At 59.1% G+C, this 17,086-nt stretch carries 18 protein-coding genes; 13 read left to right on the forward strand and 5 right to left on the reverse strand.

The features are described from left to right. Positions 1-249: 249 nt before the first annotated feature. A complete protein-coding gene (locus ACOYXG_RS11860) occupies positions 250-1,032 on the reverse strand; it encodes a S24 family peptidase (RefSeq protein WP_460099346.1) in 783 nt (260 codons plus the stop codon). Between the two features lie 661 nt (positions 1,033-1,693). On the opposite strand from ACOYXG_RS11860, the gene ACOYXG_RS11865 reads away from it, so the two are divergent. The 5 genes from ACOYXG_RS11865 to ACOYXG_RS11885 all read left to right on the forward strand — a co-directional run bounded on the left by ACOYXG_RS11865 (position 1,694) and on the right by ACOYXG_RS11885 (position 5,852). Further along, a complete protein-coding gene (locus ACOYXG_RS11865; RefSeq protein WP_009049401.1) occupies positions 1,694-2,212 on the forward strand; it encodes a phage regulatory CII family protein in 519 nt (172 codons plus the stop codon). Continuing rightward, positions 2,205-2,429: a TraR/DksA family transcriptional regulator gene (locus ACOYXG_RS11870; RefSeq protein WP_460357913.1), complete on the forward strand. Its 225-nt coding sequence runs from the start codon at positions 2,205-2,207 to the stop codon at positions 2,427-2,429. Before ACOYXG_RS11865 ends, ACOYXG_RS11870 begins: the two co-directional genes overlap by 8 nt. Next, positions 2,419-4,638, forward strand: a complete 2,220-nt coding sequence (locus ACOYXG_RS11875) for a VapE domain-containing protein (protein ID WP_460357916.1) — start codon at positions 2,419-2,421, stop codon at positions 4,636-4,638. Before ACOYXG_RS11870 ends, ACOYXG_RS11875 begins: the two co-directional genes overlap by 11 nt. Then, entirely contained in the window at positions 4,631-4,990 is a 360-nt protein-coding gene (locus ACOYXG_RS11880) for a PA0613 family protein (RefSeq protein WP_075948740.1), read from the forward strand. Before ACOYXG_RS11875 ends, ACOYXG_RS11880 begins: the two co-directional genes overlap by 8 nt. Before the next feature lie 529 nt (positions 4,991-5,519). Continuing rightward, positions 5,520-5,852 (forward strand): phage holin family protein, encoded by a 333-nt coding sequence (locus ACOYXG_RS11885; RefSeq protein ID WP_008080174.1) that lies wholly within the window; start codon positions 5,520-5,522, stop codon positions 5,850-5,852. Between the two features lie 137 nt (positions 5,853-5,989). Here ACOYXG_RS11885 and ACOYXG_RS11890 read toward each other — a convergent pair whose 3' ends face one another. After that, positions 5,990-6,190, reverse strand: a complete 201-nt coding sequence (locus ACOYXG_RS11890) for a KTSC domain-containing protein (RefSeq protein WP_460357920.1) — start codon at positions 6,188-6,190, stop codon at positions 5,990-5,992. A gap of 220 nt (positions 6,191-6,410) precedes the next feature. On the opposite strand from ACOYXG_RS11890, the gene ACOYXG_RS11895 reads away from it, so the two are divergent. Then, positions 6,411-7,013 (forward strand): terminase small subunit, encoded by a 603-nt coding sequence (locus tag ACOYXG_RS11895; RefSeq protein ID WP_108224727.1) that lies wholly within the window; start codon positions 6,411-6,413, stop codon positions 7,011-7,013. 230 nt (positions 7,014-7,243) lie between these two features. Continuing rightward, on the forward strand, positions 7,244-7,495 hold the full coding sequence (locus ACOYXG_RS11900; RefSeq protein WP_460357923.1) for a DUF2790 domain-containing protein: 252 nt from the start codon (positions 7,244-7,246) through the stop codon (positions 7,493-7,495). A 76-nt stretch (positions 7,496-7,571) separates the two neighbouring features. On the opposite strand, the gene ACOYXG_RS11905 is transcribed toward ACOYXG_RS11900, so the two are convergent. Further along, positions 7,572-8,498 carry a LysR family transcriptional regulator gene (locus ACOYXG_RS11905; RefSeq protein ID WP_460357926.1) on the reverse strand — a complete coding sequence of 309 codons (927 nt, stop codon included), beginning with the start codon at positions 8,496-8,498 and terminating at the stop codon, positions 7,572-7,574. 222 nt (positions 8,499-8,720) lie between these two features. Between ACOYXG_RS11905 and ACOYXG_RS11910 the strand changes: the two genes are divergently transcribed. Genes ACOYXG_RS11910 through ACOYXG_RS11920 form a run of 3 tightly spaced genes read left to right on the forward strand, consistent with a single transcriptional unit; the run spans position 8,721 to position 11,503 of the window. After that, a complete protein-coding gene (locus ACOYXG_RS11910) occupies positions 8,721-10,157 on the forward strand; it encodes an NAD-dependent succinate-semialdehyde dehydrogenase (RefSeq protein WP_460357929.1) in 1,437 nt (478 codons plus the stop codon). Between the two features lie 11 nt (positions 10,158-10,168). Next, positions 10,169-10,501 (forward strand): carboxymuconolactone decarboxylase family protein, encoded by a 333-nt coding sequence (locus tag ACOYXG_RS11915; protein WP_460357932.1) that lies wholly within the window; start codon positions 10,169-10,171, stop codon positions 10,499-10,501. After that, positions 10,502-11,503 carry an NAD(P)H-quinone oxidoreductase gene (locus ACOYXG_RS11920; protein WP_460357935.1) on the forward strand — a complete coding sequence of 334 codons (1,002 nt, stop codon included), beginning with the start codon at positions 10,502-10,504 and terminating at the stop codon, positions 11,501-11,503. A gap of 514 nt (positions 11,504-12,017) precedes the next feature. Here the strand turns inward: ACOYXG_RS11920 and ACOYXG_RS11925 are convergent. Next, positions 12,018-12,140, reverse strand: coding sequence for an ATP-binding protein (locus tag ACOYXG_RS11925; RefSeq protein ID WP_254616376.1), 123 nt, complete (start codon positions 12,138-12,140; stop codon positions 12,018-12,020). After that, positions 12,137-12,880: a sensor histidine kinase gene (locus ACOYXG_RS11930; RefSeq protein ID WP_460357938.1), complete on the reverse strand. Its 744-nt coding sequence runs from the start codon at positions 12,878-12,880 to the stop codon at positions 12,137-12,139. Before ACOYXG_RS11930 ends, ACOYXG_RS11925 begins: the two co-directional genes overlap by 4 nt. A 448-nt stretch (positions 12,881-13,328) precedes the next feature. Between ACOYXG_RS11930 and ACOYXG_RS11935 the strand changes: the two genes are divergently transcribed. From ACOYXG_RS11935 to ACOYXG_RS11945, 3 genes are all read left to right on the forward strand, one after another. After that, a complete protein-coding gene (locus ACOYXG_RS11935) occupies positions 13,329-14,705 on the forward strand; it encodes a cytochrome ubiquinol oxidase subunit I (protein WP_460357941.1) in 1,377 nt (458 codons plus the stop codon). A 12-nt stretch (positions 14,706-14,717) separates the two neighbouring features. Next, on the forward strand, positions 14,718-15,719 hold the full coding sequence (cydB, locus tag ACOYXG_RS11940) for a cytochrome d ubiquinol oxidase subunit II (RefSeq protein WP_174377024.1): 1,002 nt from the start codon (positions 14,718-14,720) through the stop codon (positions 15,717-15,719). 98 nt (positions 15,720-15,817) lie between these two features. Beyond that, a complete protein-coding gene (locus ACOYXG_RS11945) occupies positions 15,818-17,044 on the forward strand; it encodes a zinc-dependent alcohol dehydrogenase (RefSeq protein ID WP_108224721.1) in 1,227 nt (408 codons plus the stop codon). Positions 17,045-17,086 lie beyond the last annotated feature (42 nt).

The following is a 17,086-nucleotide window of genomic DNA, read 5'->3' on the forward strand; positions in this document are numbered from 1 at the left end:
GTGCCCTCCACCGTTCGGATCGATAGGAGAGGGCTGGCAGGACTTGGCGACAAGCTTTGGTTTGCTGTTATGAATGACGACCAGACAGCCCGTGGCGAGCTGCAGCTGTTCGATCAGTTTGCGATTGCTGACGCATGCAGGATGGACATGTAGGGATGCGGTGGCGCGCATGGTGATGCCTCACTGTGGTTGGAGAGTGAGGCAAGTAAACAATCTGTTTGGTTTTTGGTCAACACATTTTGTTTGGTGTCAGATCAGAGAGGGGCCTTTCAATGGACGTATTGATGACCACCAAAATATGCGGCCAAGAATTACCACCCGTTGAGCCATGATCTGATCGAAGTCATAGTCTTCGTCAGCGTATTCCTGTGAATTGAAGCTCCTCATTTTGATGCCGTTGGCAGTACGTTGAAGAAACTTAATCCGAAAATGCCCGTCGTGGTCGATTGCGTACATTTCGCCGTCAACGATTCGCGTCATTCCCGTATCAATGCCGACTGTCGCTCCCGAAAGAATCAGTGGGTGATTACTGTTCCCGCTGTTGGTGGCAAATACAGCGTTTGAGGGATCTACTCCGCAAGTCCTCATCGTAGCTCGTGAAAAACGAAGCTTGGGCCCAGCGATCTCCTGAACCTCTGTACGCGCAACCTTTCCAGGTCCAGAGGATAACTCCACTTCCTTGTACAACCTTAGCTCCACCTCGTCATTGTCTATTGGTGTTTCTGAGTCCCAAGGAGCCATTGGCTCCAGCACGTAAAGCGGCGAATCGTTAGCAGCCCGGCGTAATGGGCTTCGCTCAGTGCTCTTGGTCCGCATTGGTACATCTTTCCCTTCTAGCCACTCGCGCTCCACGACAAGTGTCAGCGCAACTTCGCCGACCATGTATGCGGGGACGCCCCTAGCTTTCCAGTTCGTGATGTTCTGGTCGTTCTCGAGATCGAGAATTCGAGCGAGCTGGGCCCCCGTCAATCCGGAGTCTTCGAGCGCTTCGCGGAAGCGTTGGCCTTTGAGGTTTTGCGTTTGTTTACTCATAAACAGAATGTTACAGCGCTTGCATTCAGATGATAACAAACGTATTGTTTGGTCTTGCCGTTCAAATTGTTTGGTATGGATAACGTCATGAGTACACCTGCTCAGATATTCGATTTAGTACTGCAGGTTGCTGAGGCCTCCGGCAAAAGCCCTTCCCAGCTTTCGCGAGAGTGCAAAATCAGCCCTCAGAGATTCTTTAATTGGCGTCGGCGAGGTATTCCAGTCGCACAGGTTCGACATCTATCGAAAGCACTTTCTGGAGCGCTGCTACCTCATCAGCTTAGGCCGGATTTACCCGAGATATTCCCAGCCGAATCCGACGCTGAAATACAAGCTGCATAGAAAAAAGGCGACCCAAGGGTCGCCCAGTTTCTCCCGATAGCATCACCACAATGCTATCGGGTCGCGATGTCAGAAGGCGAGCACACCACATGCCGCCGACTTTCATCGCGCTTCCAAGGCTCGGAAGCCTTGGTGTAGCTGCCGTTCTTACCACAGAGCTGGCAGCTGTTGCGCCAGGGGTGAACAACGGATTGTTCGCCCCGGCACGGTGCCGGTTGTCCCCTGCAAGGGTTACCGGCGTTTGGGCCTCTCCAGACCACGCGGCAAATGTATCACCAACTTCTGTCGCGCGGCACTGGCAACTTTTAGGATTAATGCCATGAGCCGTATCGCTCTCAGTTCTCTGGAACGGGCGCAGCGGGAAATCCTGCCGCTCGATTTAGCGCTGTACCACGCCGCTCGCGATTACCCGGGCGGCGCTGCTGCCATCGCAGCCACGACCGGTCGTAACCCGACCACGCTGCAACATAAACTGTCGCCGACCCACCCGAGCCACTCCATCAACATTCAGGAATTCGGCGAGATCCTCGAACTGACCAAGGATCGCCGCATTCTGGATGCGGTGCATGCGCTGGTCGGCGACACGATCTGGCAGGAGCTGGCCGACACCTATACCAACGACATGCCCGAGACCTTGACCACCGGCATCGCCGAATACTTCCGCCAGGTCGCCGATCTGGCCGAGACCTGGGCCAAGAGCATCGGCGACGGCGTCGTCACAGACCAGGAACTGGCGGCGATTCGCCTGCAGGTGTTCAGGGGCATTCAAGGGCTGCTGGGTTTGTTCAACCGCGCCACCTACGTCAACCAGACGACGCGAGGTGCTGACCGTGGCTGACATCGCCGATTTCGCCAATGATCTGGTGCAGGAACGCATCGATCAGGTCATGGCGGCGCGCAGCGCTGCCAAGGCCGAAAGCGCTGCCCATTCCTTGCTGTTCTGTGAAGCCTGTGACGATCCGATTCCGGAAGCCCGTCGCCTGGCCTCACCGGGTTGCTCGCAGTGCATCAGCTGCCAATCCCTCTCTGAGCGGGGGATTCAGCATGCTCGATGAGGTATTGGGGCAATTCGCCGATTACGGTCTGGATCCAGCGCAACCGCTGGTGTTCGGCAAACTGACTCGCTGCAAGACATCGCAGGACAAGGGCAAGGAAAAGAACGGTTGGTACGTGGTCCACGAGCAGCGCACGGAGAAGGGCGACACCCTGATTTTCGGCGCCTTCGGTGACTGGCGTTCGGGCGAGACGCAAAAGATCAAGGTCAAGGCCGGTCGCATGTCGCCGGAAGAGCGCGAAGTGATGCGCGCTCGCCAGGAAGAAGCCAAGCGCCGCGCCGCCGAAATCGCGAGTAACGCTGCGCGGCGGGCCGCGAAAAGGGCGCAGGGTTTGTTCGAGCGCATGCCGACCACCGGCCGCAGCGACTACTTGGGCCGCAAGCAGATCGTTGGTATCAATGTCCGTTACGCGCCGCGCACTGGTGCGGTACTGGTGCCGATGAAGAACGCTCGTGATCAGATCATGGGCCTGCAAGTGATCTTCCCGAACAAGCAGGAAGACACCGGCCGCGACAAATCCTACTGGCCTTACGGCATGGCGAAGGAGGGCACATTCCACCTGCTCGGTCCGCATCCGGTACCGGGCGAACCGGTGCTGGTCTGTGAGGGTTACGCCACCGGCGCCAGCCTGCACATGGCGACGTCGCTCGCTGTGGCGGTGGCCTTCGATGCGGGCAACCTGTTGGCCGTGTGCAAGGTCATGCGCGAGCGCTTCGCCGGTTGCCCGCTGATCATCTGCCGCGATGACGACTGGAAGACCACCAAGCCCAACGGTGATGCGTGGAACCCGGGTGAGGAGAAGGCCAGCAACGCCGCGCTGATCGTCGGTGCCCAGGTCGTTGCGCCGATCTTCTCGGTCGAGCGTCACGACAAGTGGACCGACTTCAACGACCTGCACGTCGCCGAAGGCCTCGACGCGGTGCGCCGCCAAGTGCTTGCAGTGGTCCGTCCACCGGCTGCCGGTGGCTGGAAAGATCAGCTCGCTCGCAGTGAAAGCGGCGCGCTGATCGCGCACATGCAGAACGTCGAATTGATCCTCGCTCACGACGAACGCTGGGTCGGGGTGATCAGCTACTGCGCCTTCAGCTCGAAGATCGTCAAGCTGCGTGCTGCGCCTTATGGCGGTGGCACCGGCGAGTGGGCCGACATCGACGACGTGCGCGTGATGAAGTGGCTCGCGCAGCAGTACAACCTGCGTGTGAAGTCGTCGCACGTGATCGAAGCCGTCAGCGTCGTGGCCCACGACCACGCCTTTCACCCGGTGCGCGAGTACCTGAAAAAACTCGAATGGGATCGCGTGCCGCGCCTGGAGCGTTGGCTGACGGATGTCATGGGCGTGAAGACAACGGATTACACGTCCAAGGTCGGCAAGCGTTGGATGATCTCGGCCGTGGCTCGGGTTATGAAGCCCGGTTGCAAGGCTGACTCGGTGATGATCCTCGAAGGCGTACAAGGCGCCGGTAAGTCGACCGCCATGAGCGTGCTCGGCGGAGAGTGGTTCATGGACACGCCGTTTGCCCTTGGCGACAAGGATGGTTTCCAGGCGATCCGCGGTAAGTGGATTGTCGAGCTGGGCGAGCTGGACAGCTTCAACAAGGCCGAGAGCACCAAGGCCAAGCAGTTCTTCTCGGCATCGACTGACACCTACCGCGAAAGCTATGGCCGCAGAACGCTGGACGTGCCACGCCAGTGTGTTTTCGTCGGTACCACCAACCAGGACGAGTACCTCAAGGACGCCACCGGCAACCGCCGGTATTGGCCGGTGGCCTGTACCAAGGTCGACGTGGCGTTGCTGCGCGAGATCCGCGACCAACTGTGGGCCGAAGCGATGTTTTGCTTTGAGGCCGGCGACCTCTGGTGGGTAACACGTGAGGAAGCGCCGATGTTCAGCGAGGAACAGGACGAACGCTTTGTGGTGGACGAATGGGAAACGCCCATCCTGACCTGGCTTGAAGAGTCGCAGATCGGCGAGACCACCACCGGCAGTGAGGTGATGAGTCAGGCGCTCAAGCTCGATCCCGGTCATTGGGGCAAACCAGAGCAGATGCGCGTGGGTGCGATCTTGCATCGACTGGGCTGGCGACGGTTCCGTTTGGGCGCCCTGAGCAAGAGCGGCCAGCGGCCATGGGCGTATAAGAAGCCAGAGGGTTGGGGCAGGGCGCCTGCGCTAGAACAACCTGAGTTCGAGGAGCCGTGCTTCGATGATTAAAGCGATCGATATGGCTCTCAAGCAATGGGCGCAGGAGCTGCACAGCGATGAGGTAGCCGCCGGCTACTCGGGCGGCAACATGGTCGCCATGATGATGGAGAGCGGTGGTCAGCTGGTGCGAGGCAGGCGTGGGAGCAGGGTGCCGCTGGAGGCTTCTCTGGACATCGAGCGGATCGTCAAGAAACGCCTGGATCCCGAGCTGATGACGGTGGTCCAGGTGCATTACTTCCAGCCTGATGCGCCTTTGACTGCGCGTCTGGCTCAGAGTGGTTGCACCCGTAATCTCTACTACCAGCGCCTGCATGACGCTCACATCGTGGTCGAGCACTTCCTCCTGGGGGAAGCGGCTTGATCGTGGGCATTACTCTGACTCACGCCGTCCCACCGGCCTGCCTCCGTCCCACCGCTTTTTGCGGTGGTGGGACGGGCGCAGGCCGCGTCGTTGTTGGGCTGTCCCACCGTCCCACCTTTTTCATGCCTCCCGCCCGTGTGTGCGTAGCGGGTACAGGTACGCGCGTTTACGCGCACGCGTGCTTTTTAAATTTCTTTCTATACACGAGAAAAGAGAGATAAAAGTAGGACGGTGGGGCAAAGCCCCAATCTGCGGGGCTTTCAGACGTCCCACCTTGTTTTAGAGAGGTGGGACGCATGGGACGCCATAACAGCAAAAGAAAGCCGGGATAGATATTCACCGACATTCGCCAGCCGTTCACCGGACGTAAGCCACACATTCACCGGATGGCATTAAAACGGTCTTGCTGCCACCAGAATCGACCTGTAAAAAGGGGCCATCTTCGATGGGTGCGAGCGCAAAGCGCGGCAGGCCACCCACCACCTGACCCGGCCATAGCGCCGGGTCTTTTTGTTTAAGGGGCAGGGCAATGACGAACGAGCAACAGGCGCTGGCAGAGATGCCGATCTGGTTGGTGATTGCCCTGTCCCTGGTAGGCGGCGTGTCCGGCGAGATGTGGCGCGCTGACAAGGACGGAGCACGGGGCTGGGCGTTACTGCGCCGCCTCGCACTTCGCTCCGGTGCCTGCATCGTCTGCGGCGTGTCAGCGATGATGTTGCTGTTCGGTGCGGGCCTGTCGATCTGGACAGCGGGCGCCTTGGGTTGCCTGACCGCAATGGCCGGCGCGGATGTCGCCATCGGCTTGTACGAACGCTGGGTGGCCAAGCGGCTGGACCTGAGCGAGGCCGAGCCGAAGGCATGAGCCGGGCAGGCCGGGTAGGGCGCAGATTTCACGGGTCCTCCCCAAGGGCCGCCCCCTACACGGGTTATCGAACTCTCGGATTCTCTCTAGCTGAAACGCGCGCAGGGATGTCCGTCTTTCCAAACGGCAGGGGCAGCTCAGCGCTGATAACGATCACGTACGTGTTGGTTGTAGTAGGCGCCCTTGGATACAGCGGATATCAACCCGTTGTGTATGGCTAAGGGTACATCGAAGAAATCGTAGGAGTGTCCCTGATGAAAGCTGATCCTCATCTGTTTCGTGCCAGCATCGTAGCCAATAGCGATTATCGCCCTTGAATACACGGCAATCATTTGCATGACTTCTCTCCTGCTGACGGATCGCCATCGGATACTAGCCGAGTTGCAAGGATCTGCGGTCCGGTCCGCCAGACGGCGTCGGGGACCCTGGGGATTTCCAAAGGACACGGGGTCGGAAACCCGCGGGATCGTGTTAGTGGGAGACCCGCCAGCTTACTGAAATTTCAATCCACTGAAATCTTGAAAGGATTCATTGAAAAGCCGCTGAAAAGGAGGGCTTATGAGCACAGCTACGTACCTGTCAAAGAGCGCCTTTGCTGCGCACATCGGACGGTCACCGAGTTACATCACCTGGCTGAAGGAAAATGGTCGACTGGTCCTGTCTCCCAATGGCAAGCAGGTCGACGTTCTGGCCACCGAAGCATTGATCCGCGATACCGCTGACCCAAGCAAGACTGCCGTCGCTGCTCGCCACCAACAGGAGCGGCTTCAACGTGATGTGTACAGCCACGTCGCTGCACAATCCGAGTCGACTAACATGGCTGCGCCCCCGCCCGTTGATCCCGCGCAAGGGCAGACCCCGGACTTTCAGAAAGCACGAGCGCATCGCGAGCATTACCTGGCGCGTATGGCTGAGATGGAGTTTCGCAAAGCGCAGGGAGAACTGGTGGAAATCAGCTTTGTGCGGAAAGCCGCTTTTGAAACGGCACGTTCGCTCAATCATTCGCTGATGAGTCTGTCGCCACAATTGGCACCACAGCTAGCCGCCCTGTCGGATCCATGGGAAGTCGAACGACAGCTGACTGCTGCACTACGCCAGCGGCTTAACGAAGCCGCTCAAGTGTCCAGTGACGACTTCGGATTTGCATTGAGTGAATGCTAAAAGTATCTGTGGACCTGTCCCGTGACAACGACGCCAAGAAGCTGGCTATTTGGCCGTCTGCTTTCGGCCAATAGCGGACGGTCACAGACGAATGCCTTTACGTCAGACATCCCCTCATTGTGTTCGGAATTTAGAAAAGTCTTTCCCTGATTCGCTCCTGTTTCCAGAAAACCCTCAAACCTAAAGTACGTCCTGCCAGCAACATCACACTTACTTTAGGAAATCTCATTATGAAAACGGCAATGATCATCGTCGCACTCTTGGGCTTCAGCTCTGTGGTAGCGGCACAGGACGGCGCTGCAAATACTCAACCTGTCGAGCAATACGGTTATGGCACCCACCTTGATGTCGCCAAGGTCATCTCTGAAGACCCGGTGCCAGATGTTTGCGCAGTCGTACCGACGCACATGACCTACCAGGATTCACAAGGCAAACAGCACGTACTGGCCTATAACGTCATGGGCCGTTGTAGCCAAGGCTAAGTCAGATGTTCGCCCATCATTGCGCCTCGGAGAGTGGTCTCATCGAGGCGCAAATACCTTTTTGCCAAGCAGTGTTTCAATCGATCAGTGCTTGGGCCGTGGCTGCCAGCTGACTGCCAACCCGATCTTTCAACGTATCGATAAAGCGGGTGATTTTTGCATCGACAAACTGCCGAGAGGTATAGACGGCATACACGTTGCGCTCATAGGTATGGTACTCAGGCAAAACCCGCACTAGCTTTCCGGACCGCAAATCGTCGACGGCCGTGAAACCGGCCAGCAAGCCAATCCCCGCCCCCTCTCGAATGGCAAGCGCCATCGCATCCATATCGTTGACGCTGAAACTTGGACCTGTCGGGACAAATGTCGCGTCCCCCGCTTTACTCTTAAGCTGCCACTCATCCCGCACATAGTCCACGGTGCCCAATAGCAGACACTGATGATCACGCAGGTCTTCAGGTGTCTCCGGGGCCGCATGCCTAGCCAGGTATTCTGGCGACGCCACCAGCACACAATGGCTGACACCGATCTTTTGGCTGACATACGCCGAATCGGGGAGCGCGCGGGCGATCAGAATCGAGACATCCAGTTGGTCTTCCAACAGGTTAGGCATGCGTTGCGAGAGCAATAAATCCACGGTCACTTCCGGGAATTGCTGGCGGTATTCCAGCACGGCCCCGGTGACCAGATGCCGGGCTAGTCCGGGAACGCAATGCACCCTCAGTGTTCCCCGAGGCTCCAGTGCGGCATTGCTGGCTTCTGCTTCGGCACTCTCCAGGTCAGCCAGAATTTTCGTGCAACGCTCATAGAACCGTCGCCCCGCATCGGTGACCGACAGGCGTCGGGTCGAGCGTTGCAACAGGCGCGCATCGAGCACGTTTTCCAGCGCGGAAACAGCACGCGATACGTTACCGACCGTTGAGTCCAGATGATTGGCCACGGCCGTGAAACTGCCCATCTCGACAACCTTTATGTACACCGACATGTTCGAAAGCTTATCCATCGCGACCTTCCTGTAAATCTGACGCTCACCCGTGATAACGCGCATTTTTTCGGGATGCTACACGTTCGGCCCGCCACTCGATATTACCTCTGGCGACAACAATGATTCCCTTCGGCCCCACTAAATCAACGGGCCCTCCTTCCATAGACTTGGTTGCACAGGCCGCCTGAGCAGGCGCCGGGTTTCTTACGAATCTCTGACAACCAAACTGAAGGCCACATCATGAAAACCTCCTACGACCCGCTTTATCTTTTCATAGCTGGTGAATGGATCAGCGCCGATGGGCGCGATACTGCCGCCGTCGTCAACCCGGCAACCGGCCGGGAAATCGGCCGCGTCCCTCTCGCCACCGCAGACGACCTTGATCACGCCCTTGAAGTGACTCGCCTGAGCTTCGAACAATGGCGCCAGACCGTGCCTGACAACCGCGCAAAAATCCTCAAGCGTGCCGCCGACCTGATCCTCGAACGTGCGCCGCAGATTGCCGCGCAGATGACCCTGGAGGAAGGCAAGCCGCTGAATGAAAGCCTGGATGAAGTGACCCGCGCGGCGGAATATTTCGAATGGTTCGCCGAAAGCGCCCGGCGTATTGATGGCCGTGTGGTCCCGGCCAACCGTCCAGGCGTGTTGCAACTGGTCAAACGCCAGGCCATCGGCCCAGTGGCCGCATTTACACCGTGGAATTTCCCGGCCATCACCCCGGCACGCAAGCTCTCGGCAGCGCTGGCCGCCGGTTGCAGCGTCATTCTCAAACCCGGTGAAGAAAGCCCCTCCACAGCACTGGCCCTGGCGCGTGCACTCGACGATGCTGGATTGCCCAAGGGTGTGCTGCAAGTGATCTTCGGCGTGCCGGATCAAGTGTCCAGCCATTTGATCGCCTCGCCGATCATTCGCAAAGTGACCTTCACCGGTTCAGTGCCGATCGGGCGCCTGCTGTCTGCACGCGCTGCCGAAGGCGTGAAGCCCATCACCCTTGAACTCGGTGGGCACGGACCGGTGCTGGTGTTCGAAGATGCCGACATTGAAAAAGCCGCTATCGAAGGCGTCGCCAACCGGTTTCGCGGCACCGGGCAGGTGTGCATTTCATCCACTCGGTTTCTGATCCAGCGTGGCGCCTATCAAGACTTTGCCGATCACTTTGTCGCGGCGACCCAAGCCCTGAGAATCGGTGACGGCCTGCATCCGGATACTCAGGTTGGACCTTTGGCCAACCCAAGGCAATTGGCAAAAATGGAAGAGCTGGTCGCCGATGCCGTCGAGAAAGGTGCACGGGTATTGGTCGGTGGTGAGGCCTTGTCCGGCGAAGGCTACTTCTTCCAGCCCACCGTTCTGGCGGATGTGCCGATGGACGCCCGCGTCATGCACGAAGAACCCTTTGGCCCCATCGCCGTGCTGATGCCGTTCGATGAACTGGCCGATGGACTGCAAGAAGCCAACCGCCTGCCCTACGGACTCTCGGCTTACGCCTTTACCTCCAGCGCGCGCACGGCCATTGACGTCGCCGACGGATTGGAGGCCGGAATGATCGGCATCAACCAATACCGCATCGTCGCGACCGAACTCCCGTTCGGCGGCATGAAAGAAAGCGGTCACGGCTCCGAAGGCGGCATTGAAGGCATCGAACACTATCTCACCCACAAATTCATCAGCCAGGTTTAAGGAACTCGCCCATGTTCAAGCTCAACTTCAGCAGTCCTCGCGAAGCCGCGCGCGCGTTCACGCCAAAGCTGTCGCAATTCGTCGACTCGACGCTTTATCCGCAGATCTGGAGTGACCCGGCGCTTTCCCCGCGCGACCGTAGCCTGATCACCGTGGCGGCATTGATTGCCGCTGGGCACTCGGAAGAGTTGCCTGCCCACTTACGCCGTGCGGCTGGCAACGGTGTGACCCAAGACGAACTGGCGGCAGCCATCACGCACCTGGCGTTCTACGTTGGCTTCCCTGGCGCCATCACTGCGTCTGCTATTGCCAACGCCACGTTCAGCGAAACGGAGAACAACTGAATGAAAGCCATCAAAATCAGAGAATTTGGTGCAGCAGACGTATTGGAACTCGCAGAAGTTGCCAATCCTGAAGTGCGTCCTAACGACCTGCTGGTGCGTGTCTATGCCGCCGGGGTGAATCGTGCGGATCTGACTCACCGGACCGGTGGGTACGGCCATCCAAATTTCGGTGACTCGCTGATTATCGGCCTGGAAATCGCCGGCGAAGTGACCGGCAAAGGTAGCGCGGTGACAGGGTTCGAGGTCGGAGATCGAGTCATGGGCGTGGTCGGCGGCGGTGCCTACGCCGAGTTGGCACGCATCGATTACCGCATGGCGATGCACATCCCCGCGCAGCTTGACTATGTACACGCAGCAGCCATTCCCGAGGTCTTCGTCACGGCCCATGAAGCAATGATGCACCTGGCTCGACTCAAGGCTGGCGATTCGGTGCTGATTCACGCGGCCGCAGGCGGCGTCGGGTCTGCCGCTGTGCAGTTGGCTTACGCCACCGGCGCCACGGTGTATGCGACGACCGAAGGCAGCAAATTGGCGCGTGTCGAGCATTTGGGCGCTGACGTGGCGATCGATTATAAGACGCAGGACTTCGCTGAAGTGATCGCCGACAAAACCCAGGGTCGCGGCGTCGATGTGATCATCGACTTTATCGGTGAGCCCTACTTCGCCCGCAACGTCGCGTCCCTTGCACGCGGCGGCCGCCTCATTCAGGTGGGGATTCTCGGCGGTGGCGGCAACGTCACGGTGGCGCTGGAGGACATTCTTTATCGCCACTTGCAAATCATCGGTACGGTCATGAAGTCGCGCACGCAACCGGAGAAACACGCCATGATCAAGCGCTTCCGCGAGCACTGGCTTGATCGCTTCGAGGGTGCCGGAAGCCTTGAGCCGGTTGTCGATAGCACCTTTGCGCTAGCACGGGCTGCCGATGCGCATCGCCGGATGGAGTCTTCCGAAAACGTCGGGAAAATCATTTTGACGATGCAGCTTGAAGACTTGCTTTAAGTCTGGCCACATTGGGGATAGAGCTGAAGAAAGGCGCCCTTAGTGGGCACCTTCAACGGGTGTGGGAAACACCTCTGAGCAGTGCGTTCTAAATCGGCTGATCGCGACAACCGGGCTAATCGTGACAGGCAGCTATTGGCCGAAAGCCGCCGTTCGTGAGTGGCAGCTATCGACTAATAGCTTCCACACGAATGAGCGTTATTAGCAGAGATTGGGTGTCATATGCGAAAAAAACCCGCCAAGGGGAGGCGGGTGTGAAGGGGGCATGAGGGTCAAACTTGACTGTAGACGGTGACGAGCTTCCCGCTAGAGAGAGTGAGATGGATCACTAAATGATTGGGAGCTGAACCCTAAAGATGGTGCCTGCTCAGGAGTTGAAACCACTCCGATTTTTCCTCGGTGGGCTGTCACGATCTCCGACGCAATGAACAGCCCCAGCCCCAAGCCGGCCGTCGATCCTTTTTCGGTTGCTGCATAGCTTGAGTAACGGGCCTGGGGATCGAAAGATGGGGTATTAACCCGCAGGTATAGGTTCGCCGCGATTCTGCACGCTGAAGACTGAGCAATCGTCATCTTGAGACAAGGTCACATGTATAGGTTGCAGCGAGTCACCATGTCTGACCGCATTACTGATCAAATTAGTGAAGACTTGTTCGATGCGCGACGGATCATACCGCCCCGGACTCGTTCACTCACATTCGAAACCATCTTCGCCTGAGGGAACGCGGTGCGTAATTCTTCTATAACAGATGCGCACACAATCGATAGATCAGTATCTTCTGGATTCACTGGTATGCCCGCGCCAAGATTGGAGCGAGCCAAGTCCAGCAAATAGCCGACCATGTGATTGGCTCTGCTTATACTCGCGTTGATTTGCTCTGCCAGCCTCCGATCCCTGTCAGTCATATTGGCGTTTTTACGCAGCATGTCACTAGCCATCAATACAGCCCCAAGCGGTGATCGCAGATCATGACCGAGTACGCCAAAAACAGTTTTGCGCGTGCTCTCCACGGCTTCACCGTATCTCGCAATCGACACCACGAGCGCTTGGTCTATTGCTTCATTGAAGCGGATGATGTCTTGCACATCGTGCTCGTCATCCACGCGCTGTTGGGCCAGCCACAACCTGAGCACTCTCGAGCGCAGCGCGCGATATTCCGACATCATCTGATCCATGGAAAACCCCGCGACAAACCGCGTCATTGCATGGGGCTGGGCCGGTGAATCGCCTTCCGTATCGGGACCATGGCCCAGTGATTTGGCGATCTGCTGCCGCTCGCTCTGAGGTCTTTGCATATCCTCGACGACGGCTCTCAGGATGTGCTCCGAATGATCGCGCAAACCCTTGGAATCCATAGGCGGCAGAGCGGTTTCCACGGAGCGGGCAAGCGCTCCCAGGCAGAGAGAATCTGTCCGATATGCGTCAGGATGAACTCGTGCAGTCTCATCATTGTCCTTGAATCAGGCGGAGGCGTCTGGCGTCGGGCGAAGCCGGGTCTAAGACTAGACCCTAACGAAGGGTTCGAAAAGACAGCGCTCTGACTAATGCCAGTCAGTTAAGTATGAACGCTGTACCTGTGGCGAGGGAGCTTGCTCCCGCTGGCCGCGAAGCGGCCCCTCTTTGTCTCAAGAGCAGGGACTGCTGCGCAGTCCAGCGGGAGCAAGCTCCCTCGCCACAGGTTATCTTTTAGCCTTTCTGCTTCTTAGCTGGTCGGCATTAAACGCTCCGGTGCATGATAAATGGTCGACATCTTCGACCGGAACACTCTGGCAGGTGCTTCGGTGGGTATTGCGCAGCAAGGCTGACCAGCGAGGTGCAAGTGCTATGGAAACCGCCGATACCGCACTCATGGCCGCGCGCATGCAGTTTGCGATCACTATCAGTTTCCACATTGTGCTGGCGGCGTTCACCATTGGCCTGGCGAATTTCCTGATGGTGCTCGAAGGCTTGTGGCTCAGGAGCGGGCGCGAGGTCTATCTGGATATTTTCCGCTACTGGCTCAAGGTCTTTGCCTTGACCGTGGCGATCGGCACGGCCTCCGGACTGATTCTGGAGTACCAGTTCGGGCTGAACTGGTCGCGGCTTTCGGCGCAGGCCGGGGAAATTATCGGGCCGTTGATGTTTTACGAAATTCTTGCGGCGTTTTTTCTCGAGGCCGGTTTTCTCGGCATCATGCTGTTCGGCATGAAGAAGGTTGGCCCGCGTCTGCACTTCTTCGCCACCTGCGCGGTGGCGGTCGGCTCGCTGATCAGCGCGTTCTGGATCCTGTCGGCCAATTCGTGGATGCAAACGCCTGCCGGCTACGCCCTCGACGCGAACGGGCGCTTTCACGCAGCGGACTGGTGGGCGATCATTTTCAACCCTTCGTTTCCCTATCGCCTGGCGCACATGACGCTGGCGGCGCTTCTCGGCACCGCGACATTCGTCGCTGGCGTCAGCGCCTGGCAGTTGCTCAAGGCTGCGCATAACCCGCGGGCCCGGGTGCAATTGTCCATGGCGTTGTGGGTGATCGCGCTGTTGACGCCGGTACAGATCGTGGTCGGTGATCTGCACGGCCGCCATAGCTTGCAGCTGCAGCCGCAAAAGGTCGCCGCCATCGAAGGCTCGTGGACGCGCCCGGTGCAAGGCGCTGGCGAGCCGCTGCGGATTTTCGCCTGGCCGGACATGGACGAGCACCGCAATCACTGGGAGCTGGCGATCCCGCGTATCGGGTCGTTGTACCTGCGCCACGACCTGAGCAGCACCATCGCCGCGCTCGACGAATTTGCGCCGCAGGACATTCCGCCGGTGCCGCCGGTGTTCTTCGCCTTTAGACTGATGGTGGGGCTGGGATGTCTGATGTTCGCGCAATGGGTGGTCAGTCTGGTGCTGCGCTGGCGCCAGCGATTGTATGTTTCGCGGCGCTGGTTATGGGCGAGCGCGTTCCTGACCCCGGCGGGGTTTCTGGCGATGCTCAGTGGCTGGATGGTGACCGAAGTCGGCCGGCAGCCGTTTACCGTTTACGGGCTGCTGCGCACCGAGGATACCCTGTCCTCGGTATCGCGGGCGCAGGTGCTCGGCTCAACCTGGCTGATCCTCGGTTTCTATCTGGTGATTTTCACGGTGGGGCTGTGGGTGTTGCTGCGGCTGTTGCGCGAGCCACCGCACCATGGCGAACCCGGTCCGCAGCCAACCCTGCCCGACGAAATCGGGCGCTCCTGAGGAACAGTTTTCATGGACACTGACGCGATCACGCTGTTGTGCGCCGGCGCCCTGGCGTTCTCAGTGATCAATTATGTGCTGCTCGACGGCACTGACCTCGGGGTTGGCGTGCTGTTGGGATTGACTCGCCGCCGCGATCACCGACGCGCCATGGCCGTGAGCATCCTGCCGATCTGGGACGCCAACGAAACCTGGCTGGTGCTCGGGGGAGGCGGGTTGCTGGCATTGTTTCCGCAGGCCTACGCGATTCTGCTGCCGGCGCTGTATCTGCCATTCATTCTGATGTTTCTGGCGTTGATCTTGCGCGCGATGGCCCTGGAGTTTCGTGATCACGCCGCGAGCGCACGGATGAAACGTCTGGTGGATGCCGGCCTGCTCTGCGCTTCGCTGCTGACCGGCATGGCGCAGGGGGTGGTGCTCGGTACGCTGGTGCAGGGCGTTCCGCACGCTGGCGGGCAATACAGCGGCACTGGTTGGGAATGGCTCGGTCCGTTCCCGTTGTTTTGCGGTCTGCTGTTGGTGTGCGGTTATACGTGGCTGGGTGCCTGCTGGCTGTATTGGCGCACCGTCGATGAACTGCAGCAGCGCTCGGCACGTCAGGCGCGGGTGCTGGCGTGGGTCACGGTCGGGCTGCTGATTGTGCTGGTGCTGTGGACATCGACGCTGCATGCGCAATATGCCGAGCGCCTGATCTCGCCCTTGATCGGATTGCCGGCAGCCTTCGCCGCTGCCGCGTTGCTGATAGGTTTTTTCCTAGGGTTTCGCAGCCGCTTTGACTGCCTGCCATTGTTTGCCGCGCTTGGCGTTTTTGTTCTGGCGTTCGGCTTGATGCTGGTCGCGCTGTTCCCGTTGATCATTCCGCCCGACCTGACTTTGCAAGCGGCGACCTCGAGTCGCAACAGTCAGATATTCGTACTGGTGGGGTTCGCGCTGCTGGTGCCGGTCACCCTGATTTACAACACCTATTGCTTCCGAGTGTTCAGTGGCAAAGTCCGGGTGCCGCCTTCCCACTGATCCAGAAATATGCAAAACAGAGTGAACTCGCGCTGGGTGAGTCCTTCGGAACTTGAAGAGGCTGTTCTTCAATTCTTCCATCGTCAGAGGATTCCACCATGCGAGCTATGACCTACCAAGGCGCCCACGACGTCAGAGTCGAAACCGTGCCGGATCCGATTCTTGAAGCACCCGATGACATCATCCTGCGAGTAACCGCCACGGCCATCTGCGGCTCGGACCTGCACCTGTATCGGGGCAAGGTCCCGACGGTCGAGCACGGCGACATCTTCGGCCATGAGTTCATGGGCATTGTCGAGGAAACCGGTTCGGCCGTGACGGCGGTGCAACGCGGCGATCGGGTGGTGATCCCGTTTGTGATTGCCTGCGGCGACTGTTTCTTCTGTCAGCATGCGCTGTACGCAGCGTGTGAAACCACCAATGTCGGGCCGGGCGCGGCGATGAATAAAAAGCGTATTCCACCGCCGGCGGCGCTGTTCGGTTTCAGCCGGATGTACGGCGGGGTTCCGGGCGGTCAGGCCGAGCTGGTGCGAGTGCCGAAGGCCAACACTGGGCCGTTCAAGGTGCCGGGAACGCTGGCAGACGAGAAGGTCTTGTTCCTGTCCGACATTCTGCCGACGGCGTGGCAAGCGGTGATCAATACCGGCGTCGGCGAAGATTCGAGTCTGGCGATCTACGGCGCCGGACCGGTCGGCCTGCTCAGCGCGGCGTGTGCGCGCATGCTTGGCGTCGAGCGCATCTTCATGGTCGATCACCATGCCTACCGACTGGCCTATGCGCAGCGCACCTACGGCGTGATCCCGATCAACTTCGATGAGGACGACGACCCGGCGGATACCATCATCAGCCAGACGCCCGGCAACCGTGGGGTGGATGGCGTGATCGATGCGGTGGGCTTCGAGGCCAAGGGCAGCACCACCGAAACCGTGCTGGCCACGCTCAAGCTCGAAGGCAGCAGCGGCAAGGCGTTGCGTCAGTGCATCGCAGCGGTGCGCCGTGGTGGCACGGTCAGTGTGCCGGGGGTGTATACCGGGTTTATCCACGGCTTCCTGTTTGGTGATGCTTTCGACAAGGGGCTGATTTTCAAGATGGGCCAGACCCATGTGCAGCGCTATCTGCCCGAACTGCTGGGGTATATCGAAACCGGGCGCCTGCAACCGGACGCGATCATCAGCCATCGGCTGTCACTCGAGCAGGCGGCCGAGGGCTACAAGATCTTTGATAAAAAACAGGAAGACTGCCGCAAGGTCATCCTGACCCCGGGCCGCAGCGATGTGCCGCTAGCCGAGGCGGACGGCACGGCGCCGCTGGTGCCGGCCGTGTAAGCAAGCAGACCTGTGGCGAGATCCCCTCGCCACAGGATCATC

It is taken from the genome of Pseudomonas sp. G3-39 (assembly GCF_054790485.1).

Excerpts from the sequence above, each read along its gene's own strand:
- ACOYXG_RS11860 (WP_460099346.1), bottom strand. The coding sequence starts at position 1,032 with ATGAGTAAACAAACGCAAAACCTCAAAGGCCAACGCTTCCGCGAAGCG.
- ACOYXG_RS11865 (WP_009049401.1), top strand. The coding sequence starts at position 1,694 with ATGAGCCGTATCGCTCTCAGTTCTCTGGAACGGGCGCAGCGGGAAATC.
- cydB (WP_174377024.1), top strand. The coding sequence starts at position 14,718 with ATGGACACTGACGCGATCACGCTGTTGTGCGCCGGCGCCCTGGCGTTC.
- ACOYXG_RS11895 (WP_108224727.1), top strand. The coding sequence starts at position 6,411 with ATGAGCACAGCTACGTACCTGTCAAAGAGCGCCTTTGCTGCGCACATC.
- ACOYXG_RS11920 (WP_460357935.1), top strand. The coding sequence starts at position 10,502 with ATGAAAGCCATCAAAATCAGAGAATTTGGTGCAGCAGACGTATTGGAA.
- ACOYXG_RS11935 (WP_460357941.1), top strand. The coding sequence starts at position 13,329 with ATGGAAACCGCCGATACCGCACTCATGGCCGCGCGCATGCAGTTTGCG.
- ACOYXG_RS11905 (WP_460357926.1), bottom strand. The coding sequence starts at position 8,498 with ATGGATAAGCTTTCGAACATGTCGGTGTACATAAAGGTTGTCGAGATG.
- ACOYXG_RS11885 (WP_008080174.1), top strand. The coding sequence starts at position 5,520 with ATGACGAACGAGCAACAGGCGCTGGCAGAGATGCCGATCTGGTTGGTG.
- ACOYXG_RS11880 (WP_075948740.1), top strand. The coding sequence starts at position 4,631 with ATGATTAAAGCGATCGATATGGCTCTCAAGCAATGGGCGCAGGAGCTG.
- ACOYXG_RS11890 (WP_460357920.1), bottom strand. The coding sequence starts at position 6,190 with ATGCAAATGATTGCCGTGTATTCAAGGGCGATAATCGCTATTGGCTAC.
- ACOYXG_RS11875 (WP_460357916.1), top strand. The coding sequence starts at position 2,419 with ATGCTCGATGAGGTATTGGGGCAATTCGCCGATTACGGTCTGGATCCA.
- ACOYXG_RS11900 (WP_460357923.1), top strand. The coding sequence starts at position 7,244 with ATGAAAACGGCAATGATCATCGTCGCACTCTTGGGCTTCAGCTCTGTG.
- ACOYXG_RS11945 (WP_108224721.1), top strand. The coding sequence starts at position 15,818 with ATGCGAGCTATGACCTACCAAGGCGCCCACGACGTCAGAGTCGAAACC.
- ACOYXG_RS11910 (WP_460357929.1), top strand. The coding sequence starts at position 8,721 with ATGAAAACCTCCTACGACCCGCTTTATCTTTTCATAGCTGGTGAATGG.
- ACOYXG_RS11915 (WP_460357932.1), top strand. The coding sequence starts at position 10,169 with ATGTTCAAGCTCAACTTCAGCAGTCCTCGCGAAGCCGCGCGCGCGTTC.